Raw genomic sequence first — 21026 nt, forward strand, 5'->3', positions numbered from 1 at the left:
TTGCACTTGGACTCAGTTCGCGTCGGGATCTTTCAGGAAAAAAGTCCAGCGCGACATTTCCTTGGTGTCGACCAGCCTGAAGCGGACGGACTGGTAGCCGCGCTGCCAGCAGGAGTCGGTGCCCTGAATGGAAAAGCGCCTGGTGCCGATGCACATGTCGTGGCCTTCGTAGTCGCCAGTCAGGATCGGCTGGCCAAAGACGTCGGTGGCATAGACATAGACATAGCGGCCGGTCAGCTCCTCCTTGATGACGTCGACGCAGCGATTGGCGCCGATGGTCCACCATCCTTCGGTGCCGAAGGTGCCGCCGGTTTCCTTGGCCACCGAAACATTGATCGCGTCGATCGTCTGGTTGCAGACGGCGAACTGAGCATGGGCGACGCCGGTAAATCCGAAGCAGACGAGGAAAGCCGGTAGGACGCCACATGTCCAAAACGCATTGGCCAACAGGGCGGAAGCGGAGTTCCTCATGGGTTCGACATCGCCAACCTTCGAAGTGCAGTTGATACAGACTATTTTGCTAGCCGTCGATTACTACGGATTGGGTACTGGCGAGGACGTTCGAAACCCGCTTTTACAATAGAATCCCACGCGCTTTTGCGCTATCCAAAAGAACTGGATTGAATCCGCGAACAATTGGACTCCTGGAAACATGACACGGGAAGGTTCCTTGTTTCGACGGGCGAAAATTTGCTTCGCCATACTTGTCATATTTCTCGTGCAGATTTTTGCGAGCACGGCTCAGGCTGAGCGCCGCGCGGCCATCGTGGTTGGCAACGGCGAGTACAAATTCGCGCCCCTGACCAATCCGAAGAATGACGCCAAGCTCATTGCGTCCACGCTGACCGAGCTCGGTTTCGACGTCCTGCTTTTCTACGACGTGAACAAGGCGGCGGGGAAGGATCTGCAGGACGCGATACGCAAGCACCTCGTCGGAGCCGACATGGCGGTGCTGTATTATGCGGGCCACGCCGTGCAGTACAAGGGCCAGAACCTGCTTCTGCCGGTCGACATACGCACTGGCTCGGTCAAGCAAATCGTTGACGACGCGATCGCTCTCAATACGCTCGTCGACATCGTCAAGAACGATCCGGTCGGCATAAAGCTCATTATCCTGGATGCCTGCCGCACCAACCCGGTTGCGACCGAGGAGGGGTTGCAGCAGGGCCTGGCGAACACGGAATCCGGCACAGGGCAGGTGCTCATCGCCTTTGCCACCAGCGCCGGCGAGGTCGCCTATGACGGCACCGGCGTCAACAGCCCGTATTCCTCCGCACTGGCCAATGCGTTCCAGCAGCCCAACCTCGATATCTACGACACCTTCCGTACCGTGCGCGGCGACGTGCGCATGGCCACCGGAGGATCGCAGATCCCCTGGATCACCGGCTCCATCGAAACGAAATTCATTTTCAGGACGGGCGATGCGATTGCGTCCAAGGAACCGGAGGCACCGCAAGCGGGCAGCGAACTGACCGTCGACGAGGTGCTTTGGGCCTTCATTCGCGAAAGCCCGGACCCGGAAGATTTCGCCCGCTTCGCCAGCGTGTTTCCAAACAGCAAATATGCGGCGGAAGCCAAAAGCCGCAGCAGCGTCAAGGTTGCGGAACTCAACCAGCGCGGCCTCTACATAAACGGCGCTCTGGCTTCCACGGCGATTTCCGCCCCGCCGCCGTCGGATGTGAGTACCGAGGCAGCCGGCGAGGAATTCGTCTTTCAGCAGGCCGGCGAGCGCGCGGTAAGCGAAACGTTCCGTGTGTGGCCGCGCAAGCTGCCCGACACCGCGCACGGCATGAAGGCGATGGTGTCGGACTGCGATCTCTACGCCGCCGATCCCAACGACCCGCAGCGCGCGGTTCCCGGCGTGACCAACGGGATGGTCAATGTCCGCGATGGCCTGAGGGCCTGCGCCTTCGCGCTCGCCGCCGACCTGGTCAATCCGCGCCTGCAATTCCAGCTCGGCCGCGTGCTCGAGATCGCGGGCCGCTACGATTGGGCCGAGCATTTCTATGCATTAGCGGGCCGCCAGCAATACAGCGCGGCACTCGTCAACCTCGGCTATATGGCCCGTGTCGGGCTGGGCCGTGACGTCGATTACGATCGCGCGCTCGATTTTTATATGCAGGCGTCGGCACTCGGAAACCTGCGGGCCCGTACCAATGTCGGCTCGGCCTATATCAAGGGGCAGGGCGTGCCGAAAAACCCAGAGGAAGGTATCCTGTGGTACAGGCTTGCCGCGTCGAGCGGCTGGACGAACGCCATCACCGCGTTGGGGGATTCCTACAACCGGGGTGTTGGCGTCGGCAAAGACCCGATCGAGGCGGCAAAGCTCTATGCCGCGGCATCCGACGCCGGACAGATCGATGCCATGGCCAATCTCGGCCGCGCCTATGTCGGTGGCTCGGGCATTGACAAGGATGTGCGGCGCGGCCTCGATCTCATGCTGCGCGCGACCGACATGGGCAATCAGTATGCGCCATATTTCGCAGCGCGTGTCTTCCTCAAGGGCGACGACGGCGTGCCGGCCGATTCCATTCGCGCGCTGAGCCTGCTGGAACTCTCGGCCCGCCGCGGCTTCGAGGATGCCTATCTCGACCTCGCCAAAGGCTACCGGGATGGCAGCCTCTCCGGCGGAAAACCCGACCTGCGCCTCGCCTATTTCAACGCAGCGCTGGCGGTGCGCTTCAAGGCCGACAATGCCGACGAGATAAAAAACGCGATAGGCGATCGCCTGAAGGCGGACGCACGCAAGAAGATCGATGCGGATGTCGAGCTGTTCATCCAGCAGAACGGAAAGTAGTGGCGAGCTTCGCCGGAATGAAAGTTTCGTTGTCATGGCAGTTGGTTAGGGTCTTTTCCTTGCGCCGTTGGTTCGATCATATCCGCACGACCATCCCCTGGCTGAGTCATGGCAATGCCGCTTCGCCGGCGGATCTGCCTGCGGCTGACGGGCAGGAAGGAATTCGCTATGTGCTGGTCGATGGTGAGAAGGAGGCCAGGCCTCGCATCCTGATAACGCTGCTTGGAGATACGCCGCCCAACATTGCGGAAATCCTCGACGCCGTCGCGGCCGCCTGTCGCGAGGCGCAGGAATTTCCGGTGATCGTGATGTCGGAGCTGCGTCCGGACCTCATAGCCGTCACGGCTGCCCCGATCGAATTCATGCCTTCGCGCCGGCACCTTCGGCTGCTGCGGGATGACGAGTATCAGCGCTATGTGCGGCGGCGTTGGGCGCTCATCATGGCCAAGTGGAATTTTGCCAGCGAGATCGAGCTCTCCCTGACCTTCGACGAATTTCTGGCAACGCAGATGGCCGCACCGGCGCAAGACATCGCCGAGACGAATGCTTCATCTAGACCCGAGCAAGTGCTGCATGAAGCGGCGCATCGGCTCGAACCGAAAACACAAGCTGCTCGATAAGACGGGCCGCCTCGTGGGCGCCGTTGACGAAGTCGAGGCGGGCAGAGCGGCGGCGCAATTCTTCACGAAAATCCTCCGACAGCGCGATATCGATCGTCTGTGACACGCGGCCGAGTTCGGACGCCCGCAGGCGCAGCCCGACATGGGTGGAGTGGGCATAGGTCGCGCGCAGATGCTGGTCGTCCATTTCCGGCGCTTCGTTCGGAACGAAGATTGCCGGGATGCCGCCGAAGACGCATTCGTGAAAGCTGTTGTAGCTCGCATTGGTGATCATCAGATCGACGGCGCTCAGGCAATCCGAGAGCGGATAGAGGCTGCGGCGCACGACGCCCGGCGTTTCCTCACCGGAGGGAGGGGCGAGGGGATGGTTGATCCGCACGACCTGAATGTCCCGGCGGATCAGGTCCTTGATGATCAGGTCCGGCAAATCCTCGAAATCGAAATTGCTCTGCGAACCAAGCTGAATGGCGACGGTGAAGCGCTTGGGGTCGACGCCAAGCCGTGCGGCTGCGTCAGTGCGGCAAAGGCCGGAGCCGGGATCGTTGAGAAGGATCGGCGCCACAGCCGCGACCTGACCGGGCATGTCCGTTGTCGGCCCCCGGTCTTCGTCATGCGCATATTCGCCGGGCTCGATGATCATGTCGAAGCAGGATTGAAGTTCATCCGACAGCGCCTGGCCGCGAACCCACAAGGCGCGCCGCACCCATACCCAGGAAAGGTCGGGCCGCGCCGACGCGACGTTGACGAGACCGGGAAAGGGATAGGTGCCATCGAAGACGACCGCCGCAATGTCCATGCTTTCTATCGCGGCCAGCAGTTCCTGCGCATAGGCAATGTTCCAGCTTGCGTCCGTGACGCCCACTTTCACCGCCCAGGGTATGTAGTCCACGGCGTGGCCGCGCATGGCGATCAGGGCTGATCCGGCTGACCTGGTGAAGAAGATGGGCTCAATGTCCGGCGACATGCGTTCGGCGATCGCCATCAGCCGGGTGATGTGCCCAAGGCCGATGCCGTTCGTCGCGACGAACAGGACACGTTTTTTCGATGCTTGGCGCAGGGCTCCCGCCGGCTGCTCGGTCACAGAGGCACTTGCGGTCGTCTGGCGCCTGAGCTTGGCTATCCGGGCGGCGTTCAGCGCAGGCAAGCTTGGCAGTTCGAGATCGTCATAGAGTTCGGCCATGCGCGCCGGATAAGTCTCTATCGAAAATCTCTCGGTGGCCAGTTTTCGAGCCAGTGCCGATTGTTCTGCGTAGGATGCCGGCGATGACATCAGCCGGTCTATTTCCGTGCCGACATCCCTGACGTCGGCATATACAGCGCCTTCTCCGAACAGATCCTCATGGCAGGGGTCGATAATCGCGACCAGTCCGCTTGCCATGGCTTCGGCGATGCCGAGCCCGAATGCCTCGATCCAGCGGCGGCTGTGAAAATAAACATAGAAATCAAGCCGGCTAAGGAATTCGCCAACGCCGTCATCCGCATAGGGAAGGATGTTCCAGTTGGCTCCGATCCAGGGCTTGATCACTTCGGGAATACCGCCCAGCACTTCGACCGACAGATGCTTCGCATCAGGATAGGCAGCCAGAAGATCGTCCTGCGTGTCCGGCCATTTGAGCGGATCGGCACGAGAATGACGGCCGAGGGTTGCGCTGCGTTCGGGCGGCGGTCTTCGGCGATCCTGCCAGTCCGCCATGTCGATCATGTTCCACAGGTCGTGACGCAGCAGCCGGGGTTTTTCTCCGACCAGTTTCTCGAACTGGCGGCGAATCTTGGGCCCAACCGGCGCGAACGACACCAGAGCGCCGAACAGCCGCTCGAGATTGCGCTGCACGATTGCGGTTTCATACTGCGGCGTCCATGCGCCGTCGAAGGGCGGGTGATGGGCGACACAGACGACATGGCGCGGGCGAATGTTCACCGAGATTGCAGGCATGTGTTCGAAGACCTGCGGGTGATGGGCAAACAGAACGTCGCAGGTGACGATTTCCTCGCCCGTCAGCCAGGGCACGCCCAGGTCGTCGATCAGCTTTGCCGTGCGCCTTTCGAAGCCGCCGATGAGCGGGCCGCGCCTGCCGACAAACGGGATGAAGGCGCAACCCAGCCCGAACCGATCCGCGGCTTTCAGTTCCGCGCGCAAGGCGGAGGAGGTTCCACCGGGGAACCTGGGGTCGGCGGCATGTACGATATCAAAATGCATGAACCGGACTTGCCAGCATTGTTGTCGGTGCCTTGAGCGGGCCGCTCAAGGGTATGCCGCTCTGCGGGGCGCCGGGGATTTCGGGCGCGGCGCCTTGGGTATGTTCCGCATTGTCGTTGGTTTTTGCACGACCGCTCTGCTCATCTTGGCTTTCGCCATGGGCACGTAGCAACTGCGCGGATGGTTCTTGATGAAGCTGCGATAGGATGCGGACGTGTTCTGTTTCAGGGCCGCATGCCAGGCGAGTTTTTCCAAAAGGTTGGCGGGCACCGGATGGCAGGTGTCGACCCTGGAAACCGGAGGGGGTGCCGCCATGCGCTGAAACGGCACGCACGCCGCAAGCAACACCGATCCAAGAACAGAAAAGCGCTTGAGCATGTGCCTACGCCCCCTCTTCAATTAAAAGACAAGTAGAACTCCGCAACTCTGGTGCGTCAAATCAATTGATCCTCGGTCGATTGTAAAGTTTCAGAAGAAAACGGATATACCCATTTCGAATAGAGGGCTGATGAAAATCGAGGTAATATAAACGCTTGGTTGCCGAATAAAGGTGGATGCCACGTAGGCGTGGGACAAACCGGGAGCGCTTATTCGGTCACGAGAAAATAGCCGAAGTCGACGCCGAAGCTTCCGTTCATGCTGTCGATCTTTCGCGCGAGTTTGGGAAACAGGTCGGCTGCTCGTGAGACCGTCCTTCCCGCCGGCAAACCGAGATCCTGATCGCTGGCAAGTGCGATGACCATTTCAGGAGACACATCCCGCAGTCGCGCGCTCTGGAATTTCAGCTCGAAGGTCTCCTTGTCGCCGTCGGTGACCTTGGTGGCGAAGCTGCCCATATTGTAGACGAAGCCGTCGCTATCGACCAACAGAAGGTCGAGATTTCTCGGCCCCTTCTTGCCCACGGTGGCGACAAGATTTTCGCCGGGCTTCAGCCTGTCGGCAAGCAAGGTCAGGGAAGGGCTGTCCTTTGCCGTTGGCTGGACGGCATTCAGAAATTCGGTCACGGCGCACTGGGCGTCCGTTATCAACTGCCCGTTGACCTCTGGCTCCTTGGTGCTTTTCTGCTTCAGCGTGTTGTAGAGCCTCTCGAATGGCTCTTTCGTCAAGCCGAAGCCCTTGATGTCGATCGATCGGTCCGAGACCGTGGTAACGGCTGCGAAGAAGCAGCGGCCGCCATCGTAGTTTCGCAGCCATGAGACGCTCTGCTCGGCGGTTTCCACCATGTCGAGTGCTGCTTCCTTCGTTTCGGTAGGCGTGCGCTGGGGCAATGACGGTTCGGCCTGCTTGGGGTCGGTTTCGGCCGGCGGCGCATCGCCGGGCTTGGGGGTAGTCTCGCTTTCAGTTGCTGGCGGCGTAACGACAACCGGAGGCGAGGCGGGAGCAGACTCGCCCGGCTTTGCCTCGGGCGTGGTCTTTGCCTCCTCTTGCGGCTTCGGCTCGGCGTTCTGCGGCGGCGTTTTCGACTCCGCCTCCTTCAATATGTCGTCGAGGCTGGGCCCGCTTGGCTGCGCCGGATTCTTTTGCGGTTCCTGTTTCACGACAACCTGCGGCACAGAGGGCTGGCTCGCGGTTTCGCTTGTCGTGGGCTGCCCGAACAGCCCGAGAAAATAGGCGCCTCCCGCACCGCCTGCCAGAAGCAGCACCAGCAAGCCACCCATCAGGGCAGTTTTGGACGGTCTCGGCGTGGCGCTGCTCCCGGCCAGTCGGCCGGCGACACGTGCCTGTGCGGATGACGGTGGCGGGGCCATGCCGGGCGATGCGCCTGAGGTTGGCCCCTCCAAAGCAGATGCGTGCCGCCCAAGCGAACCGGAGGAGGGCGCAGAATTCCCAAAAGGCGAATGCGAGCCCAGCGTATCGGGCGGCTGCGTGGCGGCTTCTGCCGATCCGCCGCCGGTCGGCGTTGGCCTGGCCGCTCCGATCTTGGCCGAGCGAAGCCACGCCGCCACCTGCTCGGCGCTGTCGGGCCGGTCATCCTCCTCGGGCTGCAGCATCGCTTGCACCAGTGGCCGCAAGCCGGAATCGAGATCCGTCAGGTCAGGAACCGCGCGGCGCTTGTCTATGACTTCGACATGCGACCCGCCCATGTCGAGCGGGGCACCGCGAAGGGCTGCGGCAATGACGAGGCCGAGGCTGTAGAGGTCCGACCGGGCAGTCACCTCCAGGTTCTTGATGCCCAGTTGCTCCGGCGAAACGAAATTGTATTTGCCGGCGAAATTGCCGCCGATCAGGGTTCCGCCACCGACATTTGCCGAGCGGGCTATGCCGAAGTCGATGATCTTGGGCTGGCTGACGTCGCCATGCTGCAGGATGATGTTGTCTGGCGAAAGATCGCGATGGATCACGCCTGCTCTGTGCGCCAGCGCCAGCCCGTCGGCCACCCGGATGAACAGAAGCCGGGCTTCATTCGCATCCAGCGGGCTGATGGCGATGCGATCGGCCAGTGATTGCCCGTCGACGAATTCCATCGCCAGATAGGGCCGTCCAAGACGAGGGTCGCGGGAGAAGGAATAATAGCGCACGATGGTTTCGTGATGCAGGCGGCCGAGAATGGTCGCCTCCTTCTTGAACAGCGCGAATATCGCTTCGTCATCGGCAAGTTCGGGCAAGATGGTCTTGATGGCGACCGGCTCGCCCGTCTGGATGTTATGCCCGCGATAGACCTCGCCCATTCCGCCCGATGCGATGCGGGAGTCGATCTCATAGGTGTCGTTCAGCTGCGTGCCCGGCTCAAGGGTCGTTCTGTTGACGGCGATGCGTGTTTTTCCATCCGAAGTCATGGCAACTCACATCTTGCCCGGCCATTCGCCCGGTCGCCCGCGCGTGACATTGGCCGGAGAATTGCGGAACTGGACGACGACGACGGTGACATTGTCGACGGCGCCACGGTCGAGCGTCAACCGGAGAAGGATGGCGCAGGCTTCGCGCGCGGTATGACGGCTGAGCACGCGCCGCATCTCGTCGTCGGAGACATGGGCTGTAAGACCGTCGCTGCAGATCAGGAACATGTCTTGCGCGCGAATCCGCCCATAAGTGAAATCGAGCGTCGGGTTGTCGAACGTGCCGATGGCGCGGGTAATCACATTGCGCCGTGGCGAAATCGCCGCCTCCTCGGGCGTCAGCAGGCCGCGATCGAGAAGATCCTGCACTTCGGTATGATCGCGCGACAGCTGCGACAGGTTTCCGTCACGCAGCATGTAGATGCGGCTGTCGCCGGCCCACAGGCAGGCATATTGATGCTCGAAGGTCAGCAAGGCCGCCAGCGTCGAGCCGATCATGCCGGCATTGCGCCTCAAGGCGATCTCCCGGATTTCTCGATTTGCCGTCGTCACCCGATCTTCGAAGCGCGCGCGCAGATCCCGCGCTGAGCTTGGAACGCCGATCGATTTCAGGTTCTCGACGATGCTGTTGCTGGCAAGCTCACCGCCGTCATGCCCGCCCATGCCGTCGGCGACGGCAAACAGGCCGCTGTCGGACTGGACCAGAAAACGGTCCTCGTTGAGCTCGCGAATGCAGCCGGTGTGGGTGGCGCCGTCGCTATCGATTTCAAAGACATGCTTGCTCATGACTTTGCGTTCCTAAAAGCCGGCAGGGCAGTTGAAGTCTCGAAGCGCCGGCAAAAACAACGGGTTGTAGGAAGATCCGGTTCGTATGCTGTAGGAGACTTCGCGGCCGCCGACGACGAAGCGCACCACCAGGTCGTCGCCTTCCTGTGCGGCGGAGCCCGTGTCGATCAGGCGCATCAGCGCCCAGGGGCCGTTCTTGTCGATGCTCGAATCCCGTCCTGGTATTTCGGGGAAGATGCTGAGCTTGGCGCTGCTCGATGTGCTGTCACCCGGCCATGCAATCGTCTGCGGCGTATTGCCGGCCATCGAGGTCTGGATGACGGTCTGGTTGACCACCAGCAGCGCTTCGGCGTCCTTGGAGATGGTGTTCGGGGCGATCGTCACCTTGACGGCGGGGGTAGGGTTGCCATCGGCAAAGAAGGCATTGCGGATTTCGGCGGCGCGCTGGAACTGGCGAAGCGTATCGCTGGAAAGTTCGCGACCCAGCCGCGTATCCTTCTGCCAGTCCCACGCATCGCCGGTGATGTTTGCCAGCGGCGCCAGATGCTCGTCGAAGAACTTGTCCATCAGGCCGTTGGGGCCGAACAGCTGGGTGAATTCACCAATCTGGACGTCGCCATCGGCGTCGCGTGCGAAGGGATATTTGCCGGAGACGATGCGCTGGCACGGCTTGGTGATATTTGCCGCAAGCGCCTGGTTGAGCTGGGATTTCGAACTGCTGGCCTCCGCGCCCTCGAACTCCTCGACGACTTCCGAGATCATCGTGGCGAAAGGTTTGGGAAGGCGCGACATGGTTCCGCGCAGATTGACGACCTGCAACCGCAGCTTCTCATTGGCCGGTCCCGATTGCGAGGGGTAATCGGTTATGACCTTCAGGCTCTCCCTGACCTCGCCGAGGTTTTTCAGAAGGATATCGACCGGGCGATTGCCGGGGGTTCCCTCGATCCAGCTCTGGTAAAGCCTGAAATAGGCCTCGATGTTGGCGCCGGGATTGGCCGCGCCCGCAGCACTGCCTGCGGCTTCGCCGGCCCTGAGCTGTGATTTCCGATGAACCAGCCCGATGCGGGCAAGACCGTCGATCTGGGCGCTGTCCATGTCGGGGCTGCCGTCGCCACGGCTCAGCGCCGTCTCGTTGCCGACGGTTTCGAGCAGTTTGAGTAGCGGCGATGTCTCATCGGACGCTGCCGCTGCCAGAACGCCGTAATCGGGCTGATCCTGTTTGATGGATTTCAGCTTGAGATTGGACAGCACCTTTTCCCACGCCTCGATGAAGTCCTTGCTGTAGCGGTCGACGAGTTCGGGGCCGAGCGCTTCAAGCCCGCTGACCTGCTCGGCATTCTGCCCGGCATCGCCCATGACCCATTGCTCGGCGGCAAGCCGGTCGGCCACGCCTGCGAGCTGCATGAGGAAGAATTTGTGGAAGCCGGCATTGGTGTAGAGGCCGGGGATATTCAACTGGTCGAGCCGGGTGCCGTCGCGCGTTTCAAAAACCTTGGCGGCATCGTCGCCGCTCAGGATCGGCAGGTCGCGCATGCCTTTGGCATAGGCCGAGGAGCTCATGACGAGTGCGGCGCGGTCCGCCAGCTTCATGCCGGCGAGCGATTGCTGTGCCTGCGCGATAAGCTTGCCGTCGAGTTCGATTGCCGGCACATGCGGCCGCCCGAGTTCCATCATGTCGCGCAGGTCGGTCGCAAGCTCCTGTCGGGCGGCTTCGTTGCCGGCACCGGGCAGGAGGTTGGCTTCCCAGTCCCGCTCCATCCAGCCAGTGATAAAGTCTTCTTCGACGCCGGGCGCTTTGCCGCCCAGCATCAGATAGGTCTTCAGCGCCGGATAGGCGATTGCCGGTTGGTTGACGCTTGCAGCGAGCTGCTGTTCCGCCCGCAGGATCAGTCGCGGGCGCAGCATTCTTTCCAGCGCATTGCGGTAGGTTTCTTCCGTTGCCGACGACAAGGTCTCGCGCTGCGTCAGGCCGAATGTCTCGCTTACCGGCGTCGGTTCGTTGCGATGCGCATACCCCGCCGGCATCTCGCGCAACTGGTTGAGCAGGGCGGCAATTGCGGAGAGGCCCGCTCCGGTGACCGGTTCGGACGCGGGCATGTCCTGCCTTGTCAGTTCCTGGCCGACATCCGCGCGATATGCATCGATGGAGTTTCCGGCAGCCGCGATCAGCGATTTGTTGGCGGCAAAGCTCCAGCCAAGCGTGCCGAGCACCAGCGCTGAAACGCCTGCGATTGCCGCCATGCCGCCATAGCGAAGCAAGGCGGTGCGCCGGGCGATGCCCTTGTCGAGCGAGCCCCATCCCGCCTCGGCGAAAATCAGATCCTGAAGCAGGTCGTGAATGAAAAAACTCTTGCCGCGCCCGGAGAGATTTTCGCTGGCCTGCCTGACCGCAAGGTTCCTGCCCATCGCGCCGATAAGCTGGTCGATCGGCGTGCCTTCCTGCGTGCCCGAGGAGAAATAGAAGCCGCGCAGGCTGGCGCTGCTTTCAGGCCGCGCCGGGTCGAATATCTGGTTGAGGAAGTCGGCGACGCGATCCTGCAACGCGCCGACCTGCGCCGGAAAGCCGAAGATGGCGATGCGCGCGGTTGCGTCCGGCTCCTCCTGCAGGCGATCGGGAAGCTCCTCTGTCAGACGGCTGACCAGCGCATCGAACTCGGCCGGAACTTGCGAAACGAGATTCTGCTTCCGCTTCTCGGTCTGGAATGTCGCGCCCCACACCTTGCGGCGGCGAGCTTCGGTGAAACCGCCAAAATACTCGCGAAAACCTTCGATCAGATCGGCCTTGGTGAAGAGAGCGTAGACCGGAAAATCGACCTTCAGCTCCTGAAGAAGTTCGAACAGGCGCTTGCGGATGGCGTTGGCATGAGATGCCAGCTCCCATTCGGGCAAGGTCAGCAAGTCTTCGACGCTGATGGCCAGGATAACGCCGTTGATCGGCTGTCTTGTCCGGTTTTGCTTGAGCAGCGAAAGGAACGACAGCCAGCTTTTCTTGTCCGCCTCGGCGTCGGATTCATGGGTCGTATAGCGTCCCGCCGTATCGATCAGCACGGCGTCGTCGGTGAACCAGAAGTCGCAATTGCGGGTGCCGCCGACGCCCTCGATGGGTGCTGCACCCTCTTTTTCGGCGAGCGGAAATTTCAGTCCTGAATTGACCAGAGCAGTGGTCTTGCCGGCGCCAGGCGGCCCGATGACGACATACCAAGGCATTTCATAGAGGAACGAGCTTTTGCCGCTCGCGCGCTTGAGCACCGCTATGGCGTCGGCCATCCGCTTGGCGAGCAGCGGGCCGTCGCTGCCTTGATCGTCATTCAAAAGGAGCGCTGTCTCGATGGCCTTTTGTGCGCCGCGGGCCCTCAATGCGCGAGCGGCGTAAGCGCCGGCGACCAGAATGGCTGCGGCCGCTATCACACCCGCCCGAACCCAGTCCGAATCGAGCGGTTGCGAGCCGTTGAACGCCATCAGAGGGCCGGCGAACCAGACGGCCAATCCGAAGCAAACGAGGCCCAGCAGGGCGAGAAGTGCCCCGAGCCAGGTGAATATCGGTTGCTTGCGGTCCATGCGGTCCTATTGCAGCGTTTCTTCCTTCGGGATCATGATTTCCACGCGCCGGTTCGTCGCGCGGCCTTCCTGTGTGCCGTTGTCTGCGATCGGCTCGAGATCGCCCTTGCCGTCGACCTTGAGCCGCGCCGCGTCGGACAGCGACTTTGCCAGCACGGCCTGCACGGATGCAGCACGCGCCAGAGACAGGTCGTGGTTCGACTTGTACCGGCTCGAAACCTTGGGTTTCACATTGTCTGTATGGCCGATCACGCTGATCGGGCCGGGCTCCTTGTCCAGCGCCTCGGCGATCTTCTTGCCGACAGGCTCGAATTCCTTCCGGGCGTCGACTTTGCCGGAAGCAAACAGCACCGCGTTGCTGACGCTCACGACGATCTGGTCGCCTGATGGCTCGACCGTCATCGTCCCGGCGGCGATCTCATCGGCCAGTGCTGTGCGAACACGCTGCAACTGGGTGCTTTCCTGAGGCGGCGGCGGTGTATACGCGACGGGCTCCACGCGATCGATCTTGATCGCCGCCGTTGGGCTCAGGCCCGCAAGCCGCGTCTCCAGCGCGTTGGCCTCGTTGCCGATCAGGAAGCGCAGGAGAAAAAACGCGCCGACAAGTATGGCGCCGGCAAAGCTCGCAATAGCCCACAGCGGCACGCGCAGACCAACGCCCGCCCGGCGCAACGCCATGCCGCGCCAGCGCGGCGAAATCTCATCGTCGGGCAGTGGCTTGATCTGTCGCATCCTTTGATGAAGGTTGCCTGTCACGCGCTGCAACAGAGCATTTCCGCCCGGTGTGCCGCGATACTGCCCCTGAAAGCCGAGCAGCAGGCAGGCGTGCATCAGTTCAAGCAAATCGTAGCGCTGCTCTGGCGCCGCGAGCGCCTTGTCCAGTTCCTCGAAGAACCCGACGCTGGCGGAGCGGACCTGGAAGAATTTCACCAGCAGGCTGTGCAGCGTCCAGGCATCGCGATCGACGCCTGGCAGGTTCTGCACGATTTCGTCGGCAGTGCCGCACAGCACATATTTGGCGACCGATGCTTCGTCCTGCGCAACGCCCGCATCGGTGGCCTTGTGCTCGAACTCGGTCACCAGCCGCGAAAGCTGGTTCGTCAGCGGTGCGACCTGAATTTCCGTGCTGTGAAGGCGCAGTCTGCCGAGCAGGATCAGCAAGGGCGCCGCCGCTGAAATCAGCGGATTGGACGATGGAAACTTTACACCGTTCGCTGCATTCAGCGCGGTATCGAGAGCAAAACGCGGCGACGGCTGTTCCGGCTGTCGCGCTCCCGTTTCGGGGTTGGCAACGGGAAATGCGGGACTGAGTATCGTGCCGGTGACCGGCGGCCGCGCCGAAGCTTGTAAACCCGGCGCTGGCGGCACGCTCTCGCGAAAATCACGCCTTGACGCTGCGCCCGGGGAGGGGGCGATGACGGTTTTTCCTTCTCTTCCGAACGGATCATTCTTTCCGCTCATCTTCGGCTTTCCATGATGGCCTTAAGATCTGGATGATCCTCCGTAAATATTGGGTCATCGCCAACGGCACAAACAAATTCTGGTCACAAGCAACAATACTTGTCGAGGTGAAAATAGGCGTAGGCTGAACCCATTCTTATCTTTGCCGGGTTGCTCGGTAACAGGCTGGATCATCTATTGATGATCCAAGGGCTTGCATCAGATTTTCGCGAGACCGGTGGTAATTCCGGCCAGCGACAACTGGAAGATGATGTCTCCGCCCGTGTAGGAACTGACGCCGACATTCAGCAGGGTTCCCTGCTTCAATCCGTCGATCATGCCGGCGTCGAGCGGGATAACCGCGTAGCTGCCACGCTGGTCGGCGGTAACGATCGGATAGGTTTTCTGTGTCTTCTCGTCGATCCAGACTTTGACGCCATTGGTCAGCAGCAAGCCATGCGGCAGGTTCAGTCGCATCGTGTAGGGCGCGCTTTTGTCTTTCCTGAAAATCGAAACGGCAAGCAGGCGCTTGCCGGTCTGCTTCTCTCTCAATAGTTGCCCGAGCGTGCATGAAAGGTTCTTCGACGCCGCGTCGCCCTGGCAGCTTATCCGCCAGCCTGGCTGCGGCTTTTCATCGGTGGTCGGTTTGGCTTGCGTCTTCGTCTGCGCCGTCGCGAAAGACAGGCCTGCGCAAATGCAAAGGACGGCAGCGATGCCGATTGCCGCAAACCTGCTTGCCCGGATTCGCGCCAAATCGTTTCCCCTCGTAATTGAACGCCGCCGCAATGGCTTAGAACTTCGCCTTGATGCCGATCTTGCCGGCCAGCGACTGGCTGTCGGATGAGAACTTGGTCTTCAGCTCGCCGCTGAGCGTCGTCGTCTTGGAGAGCTGGAGGTTGAGGCCACTCGACAGGGCTACAGAAAAATCGGCGTCGTCGAACTCGAAGTCCAGCCCGGCAATGCTTCCGGTGTTGCGGTAGCCGATGCGTTGTTGCAGCTCCAGGCGGGCATAGGGGCTGATCGCCATACCGTTGTCGAGGGCGAAGTCGCCATAGAAGCCGGGCTCGAATTTGAGCGCGCCGAAGGACACTTTCGACTTGCCGAACTCGTTGCCCTGGCTGTCGGTGAAGGCGTCGCCTTCGAACGTTGCCCAGAGCGCGCCGCCGCGAAGATCGAACTTCCACTTGTCGCCCAGCGGGAAGATATGCCCGACCGAGCCGGTGAGGGCATAGCCGACCGTGTCATAATTGCCCGTCGAGGCGAGGATGTCGTTGTTGATATCGGTCTGGCCGATGAAGGTGGTGGCCGAAACCAGCCCGTAGGTCATGCCGGTGCGGAACAGGCCATAGGTGCCGATCATTCCGCTCTTGTTGTCGGCGTTGCCGACGCTCCCCAACCCTTGGATGGAATCCATCGTCACGTCGGAAGAGGCGTAGCCGCCGAAGAGGCCGACATTCAGCCCGTAGGTCTGGTCGAAGCCGTAATATTTCGCGACGTCCAGTTCGACGCTGCCGGCGAGAGAAAAGTCGTGCGCGGTGAAGGGCGGTCCCTGAAGGCTGCTGGTGCCGTCGGACACGGTGAAGCCGTCATGGCTCACTGCCGCGAATTGCCCGGACGCATAGACGCCGAAGCCAGGTGCGGCATCCGAACGGCCGGAGCCTTTCGGGAAATCGAGCGCAAAGGCAAGCGCGTCGTCGGTGATCTGTTCGATGGCCGCGGTGACCGTTTCGATCGGCTGCGAGTCGATCGCCACGCGTGTCGCCTGCGGCGAAACCAGATCCGAGGGCAGGGCGCGCAAATAGATGCCGCCATTGCTGCCGGTGATCACGTCATAGGCGAAGAGCGAGCCGGGTGTGTTCGGTATTCCCCCAACCAGAAAGATCGGCGAAGGCGCGCCGGTGGTGGGCACGACTTCACCGGCCACCGGCGCAATCGGGATGATGCTGACACCGGTAAAGACCGGCGTGCCCAGGAGATTGACGAGAACCGTGTTCGTTCCGCTCGCCTGGAATTGCCCGGCCGGGATGAAGCGGTCGCCCAGTCCCGCCTGCTGGTTGATGTCGATGCCGAGCGTCGCACCATTGAGCGTCAGGTTGCCGACGCTGAAGCGGTCGGTCGGGTCGTTGTTGATCATGGTTATGGTGGCGTTGGTCGCCGAGACATTGCCAGTGCCGGTCACCAATGCCGCCAGAGCGGACCCGTCGACCGGCGCGAGCAGGCTGACATCGCCCGCAACGTATAGGGTCGAACCGTTCAGGAGCGCCAGATTGCCGATTGTCTGCGTGCCATCCTTGAAGCCGATGCTGCTGGAGCCGCCGCTTACGGTAAGGCTGGAAAATCCAACGAAATTCTGGCTTCGGAACGTGTCGCCGCTTGCGCGTGCAAGGTCGGTGTCGGTGATCGTGCCGACCGCGTTCGTGCCCTGGAACACCACGCCATCGCGCAAGTTGAGATTCGTTCCGGCATTGATCGTCAGCGTGTCGCTGGAAATTCCGGTGATGTCGCCGCCGATCGTTCCGCCATTGAGATTGACCGTTTCGCCCTGAACGTCACCGGCAATGGTTCCGCCGCTGATGGTGACGACATCGGTTCCTGCGCCGCCGATCACCGATCCATTTACCACGCCACCCGAGACGTCGACGGTATCGTCGCCATCGCCGCCGAGAACATCGCCGCCGACCGTGCCGCCGCTTAACGTCATCGTGTCGGTTCCGGCATTGCCATCGACCGAGCCGGCGAGCGTCCCGCCGGTCATGTCGAACGTGTCGTTGCCGGCGCCGAGATCGACGGAGGTGGCGCCGGGGGCGCCGATCTGTGCTGTGCCCGAGACCGTGACTTCGTCGGCGCCACTGCCTGAAAAGACACCGCCGGTAATCGTCCCGCCCGAAACCACGATCGTGTCGTCGCCGGTAGCTTCCACGCCGTCGCCAAACAGCGCTCCGGCTATGGATCCGCCGGAAATGTTGAGGTCGTCGTTCCCGCTGCCGCCGAGAACGTCACCGCCGACGGTCCCTCCGCTTAACGTCATGGTGTCGTTTCCGGCATTTCCATCGACCGATCCGGCGAGCGTCCCACTGGTCATATCGAATGTATCGTCACCGGCGCCGAGATCGACGGAGGTGGCGCCGGGCGCGCCGATTTGCGCTGTGCCCGAAACCGTGACTTCATCGGCGCCGCTGCCTGAAAAGACACCGCCGGTGATCGTACCGCCCGAAACCGCGATCGTGTCGTCGCCGGTGGCCTCTACGCCGTCGCCAAATAGCGCGCCCGTTATCGACCCGCCGGAAATGTTGAAGATGTCGTTTCCGCTGCCGCCGAGAACATCGCCGCCGATAGTCCCGCCGCTCACTTCGATGTTGTCATTGCCGGACCCGCCGTTGACGAAGGTGGTCACCGTGCCGCCGCTCATGTCGAACGTGTCGTTGCCGCCGCCAAGCAGGACGGAGGTTTCTATCTGCGCTATGCCTGAGACGGTTACGTCGTCGTTTCCATTGCCGGCAACGACACCACCCGCGATCGAGCCGCCCGAGATCGAAATCGTATTGTTGCCTGTGCCTTCACCACCGTCGCCGAAAAGCGTGCCGCCGATCGTTCCCCCCGAGACCTCTATCGTGTCGTCGCCATCATTTCCGTAGACATCGCCGTTGATAGCGCCGCCACTCACCGTAATGTCGTCGTCGCCGGACCCGCCATCGACGAAGGTGGTCACCGTGCCACCGCGAATGGTCACGATGTCGTTGTCTTCGCCGGCAGTCACCTGCTCGCCGATGATCGCCGTGCCCGATATGTCGATCGTATCGACGCCTTCATTGCCGGCGACGAAGGTGCCGACGCTGCCGCCGGATATGGTGATGCTATCGTTTCCGGCATTTCCGCTGACGGACCCGGACAATGTTCCTCCGGTCATCCGGAATATATCGTTGCCGTCCTCTAGGCCCACGGAATCCGGGCCATCGCCCGCCACGCCGATTTGAGCGTTGCCGGAGATCGTAACGGTGTCGATGCCGTCGCCGCCGAAGACGCTGCCGCCGATCGTGCCGCCGGATATGGTGATCGTATCGTCACCGATCGATTCCGCGTCGTCGCCGAAAACCGACCCGGTAATGGCTCCGCCTGTAACGTTTATCGTATCGTCATCCCCGCTGCCGAAGATGTCGCCATCCACCGTACCGCCTGAGACGGTGATCTGGTCGTCCCCCGATCCGGCAAAGATGCTGCCGCCGAACGTACCGGCTCCGATGGTGACGATGTCATTGCCCGCACCGGTCAGAAGCTGGATGATCGGGGCGTCGCCAGCTTCGGTGTCCCGCCCGATGAAGCTTCCGCCCTTCATGCTGAAATTGTCGGTGCCGGCACCCATGTCGATCGAAAAGTCCGAAAACGGCTCGCCTTCGCTGTTGTCGTCCTGCTGGATGTCCACGTCGCCCGTCACCGTGAAGGTGTCGTTGCCAGCGCCGTTATATTCCGTGCCCAGTTGCCTGAGCAGAAACGTTGGATAATCGGTCGTGATGACTTCCGTCTCGGCGTCGTCGCAAACGACGGCGATCGAGTTGATCGGGCCCTCGGAGGGCTGCCGGGTAGCTTCGCACGCCTGGGCGCTGGAAGGGTAGATCGTATAGCCTATGGCAAGCGCTAAAATGGAAACGCCGGCGAGGTGAGCGGCTCTTGTGTCCCTGGTCATTGGCCCATCCCGGCCGGCCCGACACGCGGAGCGGCCTTACTGAAAATGGATTCTTTGAACGCTCCCGGGCTTATCTATTTTTTGTTCGGCTTATGCTCGAAATGCTAGGCGAGCATCTCATTGCTTACAACACCTCATCCGCAGGTAGAGAAGATAATCGATTTAATGTTGCAATAAAGACACGAACAATTCTAGGTTGCTTCGCGTCAAATTCTCTTTGAAAATTGATGATTTACAGTAATAGCTCATCATCTTTGACGGGTATTTAACCGGCGGATACCTCAATTGGCCGATAGTGAGCGCCGCTTCAGTGCCAAATTCGGGAGTTGAGCATTTTGACGCTGGGGATAACCTTCCCACGAGTAGAGGTGGTGAAAGGTCGCCCGTTGCATTTTCGGCTGGCCGATGCCGGTCAATTCAAATTGTTTCTGTAGAAAATCGAACGATTTAGTGCCATCATCTTCAAGCAGCGTAAGTTATGCTGTTTTGAAGGAATTAACTGCAGAGACATCAAAGCGGTTATCGATATGAAACCTTCCGGGAAATTCTTGGTCTTGCTGTCTTTCCTGGCGCTTTGCCTTGTGATTCCGCTTCCGGTGTTCGCCGCCGCGGAAAACCATAATACGCCCGCCCAGCCCAAGCGTCTCGCGATCGTCATCGGTAATTCGAACTATCAGAGCGATCGCTATGAGGACCTGCCCAACGCGGCCAACGACGCCACCAAACTCTCGGAAAGCCTGCGTCGGCTGAATTTTGAAGTCGTGGTCGGAACCGATGAGACATCGGATCAATTCGAAAAGATCTTCGAACGCTTCGAGGGCAAGCTGGACAGCTACACCGCCGTCCTGATCTTCTATGCCGGCCACGGCGTGCAGGTCGACGGCCAGAACTTTCTGTTGCCGGTGGACTCGCTTGACCCGGCCAACGTCGGCAACCTGACGGCCAAGGCGGTGAAGCTGAACGATGTGATCGCGCGCTTTGCCAGTCGCGATCGGCCGACCTTCATATTCCTCGATGCCTGCCGCAATACGCCGCTGGGGTTGGACTCGGCTGGCGTCGGCCGTGGTCTTGCGCAGGTCGAAGTCGGCGAGAACACCTTCATCGCCTTTGCCACCCAGCCGGGCAATGTCACCGTCGACGGTGCCGGCCAGAACAGCCCGTTCACCAAGGCATTGCTGGAGAACATCGAGTTTCCGGGCCTCAGCATCTCCGACATGATGATCCGGGTGCGCAACGCGACGGAGGCGAGCACGCTCGGCAGTCAGGTGCCTTGGGATCAGTCGAACCTGCGCGAGCAATTCTACTTCACCGAATTGCAGGTTATCGACCCACAGGAGCTCGGCGCGACCCTCAACAGGATACTCCAGATTCCGAGCGCCAAGGCAAAGCTGATGACCCAGCTGGCATCGGCCGACAGCGACCTGCAAAGCACGGTCCTGCTTCTGGGTCGGCAATTGCCCGAGATTGTCCGCTCGGCCGATCCCGCCAGCCAGAACGACGCCGGCCAGCAGCAGATGGCGAGCCTGGCTCCGGCGGATCTGGAGAAGGACGTGGCGTCAGCCCTGGGATCGGTCGTATCGGGCGCCGACCAGAACGGTAGTGACGTTGCAAACCAGCACGGTTCCGACGTCAGCCGCCGCGTGCAGGCCGAACTGTCGAGGCTGGGCTGCTACAGAAAGCCCATCGATGGCGTCTGGGGGCAGGGCTCCCAGAAAGCGCTTTCCGATTACTACCGGCAGACAAAGCAGGCCAACGCAGTGCCCGAACCCAATCTGGATCTTCTCGGCGATCTGTTCCTTCGCTCCGGACGGGTCTGCCGGCAGCCAGTCGCGGCGCCAAAGCCAGTCAAGACCGCAACCATGGATCGCGCTCGCGACGGTACGAAAGCCAGCCGGTCTTCGGGGCGTGCGCCCCAGCGCGAGAAGGTTCAGCGGCAGCAGAAGGCCAGGCCCGCCGCACCTCCGCCGGATATCGGCGCGGGCATCGGCATTGGCGGCATTTTTTGACGAATTGATTTCGAATGGCAGCGGGGCTGTGTGACATGCTTCATATCGGAGGTCGGGTGCGATTTCGTATGTCAGACGTGTCGTCGGCATGGTGCGGTCAGCCGCGGTTCGCCGAATTCGCCGCCATGCCTTTGCCGCAGATAGCGGCTGACGCTCACGGCAGG

12 protein-coding genes are annotated in these 21026 nt (G+C 61.4%); 3 read left to right on the forward strand and 9 right to left on the reverse strand.

What is annotated here, in order from left to right:
- Nucleotides 1-12 precede the first annotated feature (12 nt).
- Nucleotides 13-471 (reverse strand): DUF1036 domain-containing protein, encoded by a 459-nt coding sequence (locus G6N74_RS20335; RefSeq protein WP_165119845.1) that lies wholly within the window; start codon nt 469-471, stop codon nt 13-15.
- A gap of 181 nt (nt 472-652) precedes the next feature.
- Here G6N74_RS20335 and G6N74_RS20340 point away from each other — a divergent pair, with 181 nt between their 5' ends.
- Nucleotides 653-2797, forward strand: coding sequence for a caspase family protein (locus G6N74_RS20340; protein WP_165119846.1), 2145 nt, complete (start codon nt 653-655; stop codon nt 2795-2797).
- Nucleotides 2798-2856: 59 nt separating this feature from the next.
- A complete protein-coding gene (locus G6N74_RS20345) occupies nt 2857-3417 on the forward strand; it encodes a hypothetical protein (RefSeq protein WP_165119847.1) in 561 nt (186 codons plus the stop codon).
- Here G6N74_RS20345 and G6N74_RS20350 read toward each other — a convergent pair.
- From G6N74_RS20350 to G6N74_RS20385, 8 genes are all read right to left on the reverse strand, one after another.
- Nucleotides 3350-5614 (reverse strand): glycosyltransferase, encoded by a 2265-nt coding sequence (locus G6N74_RS20350; protein WP_165119848.1) that lies wholly within the window; start codon nt 5612-5614, stop codon nt 3350-3352. The two genes, G6N74_RS20345 and G6N74_RS20350, sit on opposite strands and share 68 nt — an antisense overlap.
- Nucleotides 5615-5659: 45 nt before the next feature.
- Nucleotides 5660-5992, reverse strand: a complete 333-nt coding sequence (locus G6N74_RS20355; RefSeq protein ID WP_165119849.1) for a hypothetical protein — start codon at nt 5990-5992, stop codon at nt 5660-5662.
- A gap of 209 nt (nt 5993-6201) precedes the next feature.
- A complete protein-coding gene (locus tag G6N74_RS20360) occupies nt 6202-8391 on the reverse strand; it encodes a serine/threonine-protein kinase (RefSeq protein ID WP_165119850.1) in 2190 nt (729 codons plus the stop codon).
- Between the two features lie 6 nt (nt 8392-8397).
- Nucleotides 8398-9177 (reverse strand): PP2C family protein-serine/threonine phosphatase, encoded by a 780-nt coding sequence (locus G6N74_RS20365; RefSeq protein ID WP_165119851.1) that lies wholly within the window; start codon nt 9175-9177, stop codon nt 8398-8400.
- A gap of 12 nt (nt 9178-9189) precedes the next feature.
- Nucleotides 9190-12735 carry a type VI secretion system membrane subunit TssM gene (tssM, locus tag G6N74_RS20370; protein ID WP_165119852.1) on the reverse strand — a complete coding sequence of 1182 codons (3546 nt, stop codon included), beginning with the start codon at nt 12733-12735 and terminating at the stop codon, nt 9190-9192.
- A 6-nt stretch (nt 12736-12741) separates the two neighbouring features.
- On the reverse strand, nt 12742-14196 hold the full coding sequence (gene tssL, locus G6N74_RS20375; protein WP_165119853.1) for a type VI secretion system protein TssL, long form: 1455 nt from the start codon (nt 14194-14196) through the stop codon (nt 12742-12744).
- Nucleotides 14197-14394: 198 nt separating this feature from the next.
- Nucleotides 14395-14928 (reverse strand): invasion associated locus B family protein, encoded by a 534-nt coding sequence (locus tag G6N74_RS20380; RefSeq protein ID WP_165119854.1) that lies wholly within the window; start codon nt 14926-14928, stop codon nt 14395-14397.
- 37 nt (nt 14929-14965) lie between these two features.
- Entirely contained in the window at nt 14966-18856 is a 3891-nt protein-coding gene (locus G6N74_RS20385; RefSeq protein WP_165119855.1) for an autotransporter, read from the reverse strand.
- A 548-nt stretch (nt 18857-19404) separates the two neighbouring features.
- Between G6N74_RS20385 and G6N74_RS20390 the strand changes: the two genes are divergently transcribed.
- Nucleotides 19405-20862, forward strand: coding sequence for a caspase family protein (locus tag G6N74_RS20390; RefSeq protein WP_246245833.1), 1458 nt, complete (start codon nt 19405-19407; stop codon nt 20860-20862).
- The last annotated feature ends 164 nt before the right edge of the window (nt 20863-21026 follow it).

Origin of the sequence: Mesorhizobium zhangyense (assembly GCF_011045115.1) — a bacterium.
Lineage (GTDB): Bacteria > Pseudomonadota > Alphaproteobacteria > Rhizobiales > Rhizobiaceae > Mesorhizobium_M > Mesorhizobium_M zhangyense.